This window comes from Phascolarctobacterium succinatutens (genome assembly GCF_958453765.1).
Taxonomy (GTDB): domain Bacteria; phylum Bacillota; class Negativicutes; order Acidaminococcales; family Acidaminococcaceae; genus Phascolarctobacterium_A; species Phascolarctobacterium_A succinatutens_B.
In genome coordinates, this window is record NZ_CAUDZA010000040.1 from 1 (window position 1) to 11,348 (window position 11,348).

Sequence of the window (11,348 nt, forward strand, 5' to 3'; positions counted from 1 at the left end):
ATCGTGCCGATAATCGTGCCTGCGACAAGCCCTGCGCCCGAGCTACGGCCTCCTACGTTATAATCATCGGCAGACTTCACCCTTCTGGCTGCCAAAAGCCCCGGCAGCAGCGTCACCAGAAGCGTTACAGCCAGGCTGATATAATGTGTAGCAGTAAGCTGCATAATGCACCTCCTCCAATATTTTAAGCTGCCGGATGCAAACGTTCTGCCGACAGCATTAATGCTAAAAAGCTCAGTATTAGTATAACACAAAAAATACGGCAAAAAAAGCATAGCCCTCGCAAGAATGCTCTGCTGCGGCAGCAGACGAAACAAGCGCTTGCTAGCTTGTTTTGCTCAGATTATTACACAAAAACTATCTTCTTTATTATTGCGAAATTCAGCTTTTTTCTGTATAATATAGTTTATACCTTTATATATTTAGTGTATGCTTTTTGGAGGAAAATTATGAGCCGTTTAAGAATCGAAACACCCGACCAGGCCCAGCTTACGGTCGAGCGCTTGTACAAGGACCTGGAACGACACATCATCGCCAGCCCTCCGGGACTGTGCCCTGTTGATCTGCAGCTGTCGTTCCTCAAAGTCTGCCACGCACAAACCTGTGGCAAATGCGTACCCTGCCGTGTAGGCCTCGCGCAGCTGCAGAATCTTATGGAAGACGTGCTCGCCGGCAAGGCTGACATGCACACTCTGGATTTAATCGAAAGCACCGCGCAAAACGTTGCCAACAGCGCTGACTGCGCCATCGGCTTCGAAGCAGCCAAAATGGTTTTGGCCGGTCTGGAAGGCTTCCGTGAAGATTACATTAACCACATAAAGAAGGGCAAATGCTCTGTCAACGTCCATCATTCTATCCCCTGCGTTGCTTTGTGCCCGGCACAGGTTGATATCCCCGGCTACATTGCACTGGTCGGCGCAGGCCGTTATGCCGACGCTGTTAAGCTCATCCGCAAGGATAACCCCTTCCCTACTGCCTGCGGTCTTATCTGCGAGCATCCTTGCGAAGCACGCTGCCGCCGCAGCATGATTGATGCTCCCATCAACATCCGCGGTCTGAAGCGTATGGCTGTTGACAATGCTCCCAGCAACACCGTTCCGTTGCCCGAAAAACAGCCTGCTACCAACAAACGTATCGCCATCATCGGTGGCGGCCCCAGCGGTATGTCCGCAGCCTACTATCTGGAGCTGATGGGACATCATGCTGTTGTGTTTGAAGAAAAGAGCAAGCTCGGCGGCATGCTGCGCTACGGCATTCCTGCTTACCGCTTCCCGCGCGAACGTCTGCAGGAGGACCTGGACGCTATTTTGTCCACCGGCGTAGAAGTACATCGCAACACCAGAATCGGCAACGAGGAGGGGGATATCCCCTTCGAAAAGCTGCGTGAGGAATTTGACGCAGTTTATATTGCCATCGGTGCCCACACCGACAAGAAAATCGGTATTGAGGGCGAGGATTCCCACGGTGTTATCAGTGCGGTAGAAATGCTGCGCAATATCGGTGAGGAAAAAATGCCTGACTTTAAGGATAAAACCGTTGTCGTTATCGGCGGCGGCAACGTTGCTATGGACTGCACCCGCAGCTCCATCCGCCTCGGTGCCAAAAAGGTTATTATCGCTTACCGCCGTCGTCAGGACGATATGACAGCGCTTCCCGAGGAAATTGAAGGCGCTATTGCAGAGGGCGCTGAGCTGTACGGCCTGAAGGCTCCGCATCACATTGAAGCAGATGCCGAAGGTAATGTGGCCGCTCTCTGGGCTGAGCCGCAAATCATCGGTCCTATCGATGCCTGGGGACGTGCGCGTCCTATTCACGCTGACGTAGAGCTGGAGCGCATTCCCTGTGACGTTATCGTTGTAGCTATCGGCCAAGGCATTGAGCTGCGTCCGTTCGAGGAGGCCGGCATCAAAATCAAACGTGGTACTATTTCCGCACTCTCCAGCAGTGAGCTTGCCAACAATGAAGGCGTCTTCGCCGGCGGCGACTGCGTAACCGGCCCTGCAACCGTAATCCGTGCTATTGCTGCCGGTAAGGTTGCTGCCGCTAATATTGATGAATATCTGGGCTATAACCACACCATTTCCTGTGATGTAGTTATTCCCGATCCGTCTATTGACGATAAACGTCCCTGCGGCCGTATCCAGATGCACGAAACCGAAGCAGGCGAACGTAAACATACCTTTGAGCCTATTGAATGCGGCATGACCAAGCAAGAAGCCTGCCAGGAAGCAGGACGCTGCCTGCGCTGCGACAAATTCGGCTTCAGCACACTGAAAGGAGGCAGAACCTTAAAATGGTAAACCTGACTATTGACGGACAAAAAGTTTCCGTTCCCCAGGGGACAACAATCATGCAGGCTGCTGCCACCGTCGGCATCGAAATTCCCCGCCTGTGTTATCTTAAAGGCATCAACGAAATCAGTGCCTGCAAGGTCTGCGTAGTTGAAATCCAAGGACAGAACCGTGTAGTTACCGCCTGCACCTCTCCGGTACAGGAAGGTCTGGTAGTTTATACCAACTCTCCTAAGGCTCGCAGCATCCGCCGCACCAACGTGGAGCTGATTTTATCCCAGCATGACTGCATGTGCGCTACCTGCGTACGCAGCGGCAACTGCAGCCTGCAGACTTTGGCTAATGACCTTGGCATTTACGATATTCCCTATGAGCGTGATGTTGTCGACACTCCCTGGAACCAGGAGTTCCCGCTCATCCGCGATTCCAAAAAATGCATCAAATGCATGCGCTGTGTCCAGATTTGTGACAAGGTGCAGAAGCTGCATATCTGGGATGTGCAGAACACCGGTGCCCGTACTACCGTAGACGTTGCCGGCAATGTTTCCATTGAGGACAGTGACTGCAGCCTCTGTGGTCAGTGTATCACCCACTGCCCTGTTGGCGCGCTGAAGGAGCGTAACGATGTTCCCAAAATTTATGACGTATTGGCCGATCCCAATAAGGTAACCGTAGTACAGGTTGCACCTGCAGTACGCACCGCCTGGGCCGAAGCCTTTAACCTGCCGCCCGAGTTGGCAACCGAAGGCCGCATGGTAGCAGCACTGAAGAAAATCGGCTTCGATTATGTCTTCGACACCTGCTACGCTGCCGACGTTACCATCATGGAGGAAGCAAGCGAGCTTCTGGAGCACCTGCAAAATCCGCAGGACCACAGCTGGCCGATGTTCACCTCCTGCTGCCCCGGCTGGGTAAGCTATGTCAACAAAACTCATCCGTACTTCGTGCCTAACCTTTCCACCACTAAATCTCCGCAACAGATTTTCGGTGCGCTGGCAAAATCCTATTTTGCACAAAAGAAGGGCCTGAAGCCGAAGGAAATCTGCTCTATTTCCATCATGCCCTGCGTTTCCAAAAAACGCGAGGCCGCACTCTTCTCTATGCGCAGCAGCGGCACCCATGATGTAGATATCGTACTCACCACGCGCGAGCTTATCCGCCTGCTGCGTGCCGAGCACATCAACCCAGCAATGCTGGGCGAACTGCCCTTTGATAATCCGCTGGGTCAGAGCACCGGCGCTGCAGTTATCTTCGGTGCCAGCGGCGGTGTTATGGAAGCAGCACTGCGTACCGCCTACCATGTAATCGAAGGCAAGGAAGCTCCTGAAGATGCCTTCACCGACGTTCGCGGCACAGAAGGACGCAAGGTACGCGAATTCACCCTCGGCGGCGCAACACTGCGCACCTGCACGGTAAGCGGCCTGGGTAATGCAGGCAAGCTGCTTGATGAGCTCAAAGCAGGCAAGGTTCATTATGACTTCGTGGAAGTTATGGCCTGCCCCGGCGGCTGTGTTGGCGGCGGCGGTCAGCCGATTCACGACGGCGAAGAGCGTGCCGATGTACTGGGCAATAAGCTCTATGCCATCGACAGCAACCGTCCTATGCGCCAGTCCCACAACAATCCGGATGTACAGGAGCTCTATAAGGACTTCCTGGAAAAACCGCTGAGTGAAAAAGCAGAGCAGCTGCTGCACTCCGACCATATAAAGGAGCATAATTATATGTAAGTTAAAGAAGGAAAGTTGTTACTGCTTGCTCTAGTTTTACTTCTTTCAGTTATGAAAGAAGCTGAATAAAAGCAAATAACTTCCTAATCTTTCGAGGTCAATCATGTACACACAACCCTATACCTACACAAAACAAATCCCCCTCTCCCTGGACGATGGCCACGGCGACTACAACCGCAGCTACGAACGCAGCGACGATGATTTCGACTACGCCGACTACTCCACCGACCACAGAGACAACAACTTCCGTAACTACGAGAAGAAGCGCCGCAAAACCAATAAGGAAATTATTGAGGACATGCTCAAGCGCTGGGATTAAACAAAACACTATGTAAAACAAAGTAAGAGGAGAACACCTTTTATCCTGTAAAGGACTAGGTGTTCTCCTCTTTTAATTATAGAAAAGGGAGTGTTTGTTTATTTAGGTTTGGAGTATGCAGCTGTCTGCATTTTCATTTCAGCTTGCTGCCGTAGTGGTCACGATTGTCGCCGCCGTATACGCGTACACGTTCAATCTTGCCTCTGTCGCCATCCGCACCGGAGATACGGGCAACATGGATGCGGCCCATTTCAGGTTCAAATTCACGAACCAGCTTGTGATCCAGCTTCACGCCTTTTTCAAGCGCTCTGTACAGCATTGCTGCGAATTCGTAGCGGCTCATCATGCGGTTGCCGTTGAACATGCCGTCAGGATAACCCTCAACGATGCCTGCTGCCGCCAGACGGCCGATGTATTCGTAAGCCCAGTGGTTTTCGGGAACATCCGGGAAGAGCTTCATTCTGTCCATCTCAATCGTGCCGCCCATGCCTGCGGTCAGCTGACCTACCAATGCGGTGAGGTTAGCTACATTCGCTCTCAGGTCCACGATTTCCTTAGCCATCGCTGTACGGGAATTGCTTACGCGTGCGGTACGGTCCAGGGAGAAGGAAATGCCTGCATTCACCATGTTCTCGCCGTTGCCGAAGGTTCCGCCTACGCTCAGCATAACCTTTTCATCCGGACGGTAGAATGCGCCTACCGCAGCAGCGTTTTTGCCCTTGTAGTTGCCGTAGCCTGCTGCAAAGGTCAGTTTGTCATCGGGATCAAAATCCATCGGGTGCAGCGCTGCGAGAGCGGCAGCACCGGCACCAACCTTGTCAACGCGGCTGCCGAGATTGTCAACACGATAATCGAGTTCATTAAAATGTTCTCTGAATTCGGCATGGTCCCTATCATTTTGTTCCTTGCTTGCGATATCATCAATCGTCAGTCTGTTTACTTCTTCAGGATTATAGCGATCCTTTACTACTAATGTAGCAGTTCCGGCTTCCTTATCTCTTTCAATATCAGTCAGCCGTGCATCCTTCATCTGGCCTTCCAGAATAACGTCTCTGCCGTTGTGAACATTGAGAGTAATGCTGCCGTCTTCGCCAATGCTGCCGCCGTTAACGTATCTGTCCTGATCTTCAATGGTCTGAATCAGCTTGCCTTCATCAAATGCTACGGTGTAGTTATGATTGCCGTCAGTATCCATTGCGTCGGTTACTCCGATATAACCTTTACCATCATCCGCTACGGTAGTAACGGTGTTGGTGTCGTTTTCTTTGATGGTGTTAATGAGCTTAGCTTCATCAAAGCCTACGGTGTATTTGTAGTTACCGTCTGCATCAACAGCTTCAGCAACATTTACATAACCATTGCCATCATCCTGCGCGGTAGTAACGGTGTTAGTATCATACTGCTTAACAAAATCGCCCAGCTGTTCGCTATTAATGCCAAGCTCATATGCATGGTTGCCGTCTTCACCATTATCTTCAATCGTCAGGATATTGGTATTTACAGCAACGGTAGTAACGGTATTGGTATCCTGGGTGTTTTCCTGAATGAAGCCCTTCAAAGCATCTTCATCAATACCGATTACATAATTCTTATCATCCAAACCGCTACCGCCTACGCTGTCATTTACAGTAATGATAGCATGACCGGATTCTGCAGTAGTAATAGTATTGGTATCATTTTCCTGAATGGTTTGCATGAGCTTATCTTCGTTAATGCCTACGGTGTAATTATAATTACCGTTATCATCAACCATTTCGGTAACATTTACATAACCGTTGCCGTCAGCCTGTGCAGTAGTAACGGTGTTAGTATCATATTGCTGTACAAAATCACCCAGCTGGTCGCCGTTAATATCAACCTTATACGCATGGTTGCCATCGATGCCTTCATCGGTGATTTTCAGCATATTTGTTTTTGCTTCTACGGTAGTAACAGTATCAGTCCCGGCAATGCCTTCCAACTGATTAGTTACCCAGCTGCGGGATGCTACATCTTCTACAACCGCTTGAACGTTATTGCCTGCAGAATCATTAACCCTTACCGTCAGCTTGCCATATTCATCCAGGTTTCCTTCCATGCTGGTGTTAGTTGTGTTGGTATCCTGCGCTGCCGCTGCATCCTGAATAAATCCCCTCAAAGCATCCTCGTTGATGCCGATCCGGTGATGTTTGTTATTGGTTGTTGGATCATCAGCATAAGCATCGTCAACGGTAATGATCGCATGAACGGATTCTGCTGTGGTAACCGTATCAGTATCGCCAATGCCATTCAGCTGATTGGTTACCCACTCCTGGGAAGCGATGCCGTTTACAGAGCTTGCAAAGGTTCCGCCGGCATTATCAGTAATCTTGGAAGTCAGCGTGCCGTCTGCAAAGGTCAATTTATTATCAACAACTTTGGTATCAGTATCAACAATACCAACTGCAACCTCTGTACCATTTTCGCGTACCAATGTATAGGTATTAACTGTTGCGCCCTGCCCTGCAGTTGCCTTTACCTCTTTAATAACCTTATCCTTTAGGCCTGCCTGGTCTCCTTCACCATAGATAGTTTTTGCCATGGTGATATCATTTGTATAGAGAGATTTGATAATTCTGTCAAATTCGCCTACAGTAATTCTGCTCATAGACTCTTTGCACTTCATTTCGGAATTGTCGCCCGTATGCACAGGATTATAGCTATTACTTGTCGGATCCCATACACGGGTATTGGTATGATAAATAAAGGGAGTGAACAATTCAATCTGCTCACCGGAGCCAATCTGTACCTGCGCATGTCCTAAATCCGTCCAAAAGTAACCCTTGTCATAATTATGAGAAGCATCATAAATTTGTCCTGCAGCGTCTTTGGAAACATCCTTGTCAACAGGGGATGGGGTAGGAGTGTCAGCCCACACGGTAGTATAACCCATCATGCCCATTGCCATGATTGTCGCCAACACACACTTTGCTAAAACAGTCTGTTTTCTAGTCTTTTTCATTTTCAGACCCCCTTTTCGTAATGCGCCCGGCCTGCGCCGGACTAATCCTCGTTATAAATTTTCAACATCCCTATATAACTCAGACAAGGTGGTACTAAAATTCAAGGCCTTGTAAATTTAGTATTCCGCTTCCTTTACCTATTTTAATTGTACTCCTTTATTCTCCTCTGGTCAAACTTCTGCATTCTTAAAGAAGACATCAAAAACAAGATTCGCACGTTAAGAATAGTTAATTTGTAGCTTTTTAAATTAGTGAAAACATTATTATTTTTTCTTTAATATGCACTATATTTTAATAATAATTATGAAGAAAAATATGTGAAAGATTTTTGTCACAGCGGACATTTTTTTGACATACATGTGAACTCCGCCTGCTGCAAGGCAAAGCAGCCGCTAACTGTGTATATTATGAGTGGACAGCATAAAATTTGCCCAAAATGTCCATTTCAGGCAAACACCGGTAAAGCAAAGCGGCGCATGCAAAAAAGGCCTGCCACCCTCACGGGCCGCAGGCCTTTTTTTCTTCGCTTTACACTTATAAATTACGCCGGCAATACTGCCGTAAGCAGCTTTAGGCTTACGCACAAGCAGCAACAGCCTTACTCAAAGTTTTTCTCTTTGAACGGGCATTCCTCCACAACCACGCAGCCACGGCACAGCGGCTTGCGTGCCTTGCAGATTTTGCGCCCGTGCCAGATAAACCAGTGATGCGCGTCACTCCACTTTTCACGCGGAATAATTTTTTCCAGCTCCTTTTCCGTAGCCAGCGGGTCCTTGCCCTTTGCCAATCCCAGACGGTGCGACACACGGAAAACATGTGTATCTACCGCCAGCGCCGGAATATTATAGATAATGCTGGCGATAACGTTCGCCGTTTTCTGCCCCACGCCCGGCAATTCCATCAGCGTTTTGATGTCATCCGGAATCACGCTGTTGAAGCGCTCCGTCAGCATATGGCACATTCCCAGCAGGTTTTTAGCCTTGGCATGGTACAGACCGCAGTCGCGGATTTCCGCTTCCATTTCCTCCTGCGTCAGAGCGCCCATTTTTTCCGGCGTATTCAGACGCGGAAACATACGCGCCGTAATCACATTTACGCGTTCATCCGTACATTGGGCCGAAAGGATTACCGCTACCAAAAGCTCAAACGGTGAGTTATAATTCAGCGCCGTCTTGCTGCCCTTATAGGTTTCCTCTAGCTTAGCCAGAATAGCTTCTCTTTGAGCCTTACGCATCAGTTGGTCAGGCTCCTTACCGGTGCTGGAATACGTCCTCCGCGGTTAATGAATTTTTCAGCGCTAAACTTCTTAACGCCCAGAACCGGCGCATAGCCCAGCAGGCCGCCGAATTCAACGCGGTCGCCTACGTCCTTGCCCGGAACAGGAATCAGACGTACTGCAGTAGTTTTATTGTTAATCATACCGATAGCAGCTTCATCGGCAATAATTGCGGAAATGGTTGCTGCCGTAGTATCGCCGGGAATAGCAATCATATCAAGACCTACGGAGCATACGCAGGTCATAGCCTCCAGTTTTTCCAAAGACAGAGCGCCGCGTTCTACCGCAGCAATCATGCCTGCATCCTCACTTACGGGGATAAACGCACCACTCAGGCCACCAACATAGCTGGAAGCCATCAGGCCGCCCTTTTTAACTGCGTCGTTCAGCATAGCCAGGGTAGCGGTAGTGCCGGGGCCGCCGCAGCTTTCCAGACCGATTTCCTCCAGAATATGCGCAACACTGTCGCCGATTGCCGGAGTCGGAGCCAGAGACAAGTCGATAATGCCGAACTGGGTATTCAGACGGCGTGCAGCCTCCTGTGCTACCAGCTGGCCGACGCGGGTAATCTTGAAGGCAGTCTTTTTAATCGTTTCGGCTACCATACCGATATCGCCGTCACGCACCTGCTCCAGTGCGTATTTAACAACGCCCGGTCCGCTTACGCCAACGTTGATAACGCTTTCCGGTTCAGTTACGCCGTGGAAAGCACCTGCCATGAACGGGTTATCAGGCACAGCATTGCAGAATACAACCAGCTTAGCGCAGCCGATTGCATCGCGGTCAGCAGTACGCTCGGCAGCAGCCTTCACAACCTCGCCCATTTGTTTTACAGCATCCATATTGATACCGCATTTGGTAGAGCCAATGCTTACGGAAGAGCAAACAATGTCGGTAACTGCCAATGCTTCCGGAATGGAAGCAATCAGATTGCGGTCGCCCTTGGTATAGCCCTTGTCAACGAGGGCGGAAAAGCCGCCGATGAAGTTAACCCCAACCTGCTTGCCTGCGTTATCCAAAGCCTGTGCCAGCGATACATAATCGTTGCTGTCGCAGCTTTCGCCCACCATGGAAATCGGCGTTACGGAAATACGCTTGTTGATGATGGGCACCCCCAGCTCAACCTCGATATCCTCACCGGTTTTTACCAGATGCTCTGCCTTACGGCAAATCTTATCATAAATCTTCTGCGCTGTTACCTTGATATCCGGATGACCGCAATCACGCAGGCTGATGCCCATGGTGATAGTACGCACATCCAGCTTGTTTTGGGTAATCATGCGCGTAGTTTCTAAAATATCGTCAGTATTGAATAACATGACAGCCTCCTATATACGATGCATTGCGCTGAAAATTTCTTCGCTCTGCAGACGGATTTCTACGCCGATTTCTACACCCAGCGCAGCCATTTTGTCGCGTGCTTCGGCAATAGGCACGTTAGCCTCTGCCATATCAGCAATCAGCACCATATTGAAAAAGCCCTGCATAATGTTTTGGTTGATATTGATGATGTTAATATTCATTTCTGCTAAAGCATTGCTCACCTTAGCGGTAATACCTACCTTATCCTTGCCTACGATAGTTAAAACAACTCGCATATCTGCGTCCTCCTTCAAAATAAATTAAGAGCAGCACTCATAGTACTGCTCCTATTGTATCACATCTTGGGCGCTCTGTGTTGTATACATAAAGAAGGCGCTTATTTTTCCGCCTCATACTTCGGCTTGGGGAACTTCATGATGAACTCCGTCCCCTGCCCCACAGTGCTCACCACGCGTATGCTGCCGCCATGGAAGCCTACGCCGTGCTTGACGATGGAAAGGCCTAAGCCTGTACCCTCAATCGCCTTATGACGGCTGCGGTCGACACGGTAAAAGCGTTCGAAAATATGCGGCAGCTCGCTGCCGGGAATGCCCATACCGGTATCGGCAACGCTCACCGTATACTTATTTTCTCCTTCGCTCAGGCGCAGCGTAACCTCACCGCCGGGATGATTATACTTCAAACCGTTATCCAACAGGTTAAAGAAAATTTCCTCCATCAGCGAAGAAATTCCCAGCAGCTTGCTGTCGCCGCCGGTGCTGTCAACAAGCTGCAGGCTGACCTGCAATCTGCCTGCCTTGTCCTTCAGGCGTGCCAGCGCACTCTGCGCCACATCCTGCAGCGTAAATTCCTCCATCATATCATGCGTCAGCTCATCAAGCTTCGACAGCTGCATGATGTCATCAATCAGACGCAGCAGATTGTGCGCCTCATCGTTGATTTTCTGCAGAAAGCGCTTGGTATCCTCCGGCTTCACCAGGCCGCTGAGCATAATTTCCGAATAGCCCAGCACCGACTGCAGCGGTGTCTTCAACTCATGCGAAACGTTAGCCGAAAACTCACGGCGGATTTTCTCCGAAGCAGTACGCGCTGTTACATCCATAATCAGCAGCACAAAACCCTTATCGGTAATTCTGCTGCCGTTGAGCTGATAATAGCTGCTGCCGCGGTTGATTACCAAACGCCCCTTGCCATCCTGCTCAATTTTTGCCAAAAGCTGACGGATTTCTTCGCTGTCATCAAGCATAAAAAAGCTCGTTCCCAAAAGCTCCTGCTTTTCCTTGCCAAAGAATTTTACGGCACTCTTATTAATCGATTCGATTTCCCATATCGGATTGAGGAACAGCAGGCCTTCATCCATATTATTGGTTACGGCCTTCAGCTCCTGCTTTTTATTTTTGTAGCGACGCATTTCCTTCTGCAGCTTTTCCT

The 11,348-nt window shown here is 49.7% G+C and carries 8 protein-coding genes; 3 read left to right on the top strand and 5 right to left on the bottom strand.

All coding sequences use genetic code 11. The features are described 5' to 3' along the window. The first annotated feature begins 449 nt into the window (after window positions 1-449). The 3 genes from Q7Q81_RS10715 to Q7Q81_RS10725 all read left to right on the top strand — a co-directional run bounded on the left by Q7Q81_RS10715 (window position 450) and on the right by Q7Q81_RS10725 (window position 4,337). Window positions 450-2,300 (top strand): NAD(P)-binding protein, encoded by a 1,851-nt coding sequence (locus Q7Q81_RS10715; RefSeq protein ID WP_293390314.1) that lies wholly within the window; start codon window positions 450-452, stop codon window positions 2,298-2,300. Further along, the gene (locus Q7Q81_RS10720; RefSeq protein WP_304276040.1) at window positions 2,294-4,018 is read left to right on the top strand and encodes a [FeFe] hydrogenase, group A; all 1,725 of its coding nucleotides are present in this window, start codon (window positions 2,294-2,296) and stop codon (window positions 4,016-4,018) included. The genes Q7Q81_RS10715 and Q7Q81_RS10720 overlap by 7 nt, the downstream gene beginning before the upstream one ends. A 103-nt stretch (window positions 4,019-4,121) precedes the next feature. Then, window positions 4,122-4,337, top strand: coding sequence for a hypothetical protein (locus Q7Q81_RS10725; RefSeq protein ID WP_246869374.1), 216 nt, complete (start codon window positions 4,122-4,124; stop codon window positions 4,335-4,337). Window positions 4,338-4,470: 133 nt separating this feature from the next. On the opposite strand, the gene Q7Q81_RS10730 is transcribed toward Q7Q81_RS10725, so the two are convergent. The 5 genes from Q7Q81_RS10730 to Q7Q81_RS10750 form a co-directional block, all read right to left on the bottom strand. Continuing rightward, window positions 4,471-7,317, bottom strand: a complete 2,847-nt coding sequence (locus tag Q7Q81_RS10730; RefSeq protein WP_304276042.1) for a YadA-like family protein — start codon at window positions 7,315-7,317, stop codon at window positions 4,471-4,473. 599 nt (window positions 7,318-7,916) lie between these two features. Then, entirely contained in the window at window positions 7,917-8,552 is a 636-nt protein-coding gene (gene nth, locus Q7Q81_RS10735) for an endonuclease III (protein WP_293809372.1), read from the bottom strand. Further along, window positions 8,552-9,913 carry a PFL family protein gene (locus Q7Q81_RS10740; RefSeq protein WP_304276044.1) on the bottom strand — a complete coding sequence of 454 codons (1,362 nt, stop codon included), beginning with the start codon at window positions 9,911-9,913 and terminating at the stop codon, window positions 8,552-8,554. Before Q7Q81_RS10740 ends, nth begins: the two co-directional genes overlap by 1 nt. Window positions 9,914-9,922: 9 nt before the next feature. Continuing rightward, complete coding sequence (locus Q7Q81_RS10745) at window positions 9,923-10,192, bottom strand: ACT domain-containing protein (protein ID WP_021720079.1); 270 nt, start codon at window positions 10,190-10,192, stop codon at window positions 9,923-9,925. Between the two features lie 101 nt (window positions 10,193-10,293). Further along, the coding region (locus Q7Q81_RS10750; protein WP_304276046.1) for a sensor histidine kinase at window positions 10,294-11,348 on the bottom strand (1,055 nt) is incomplete at its 5' end.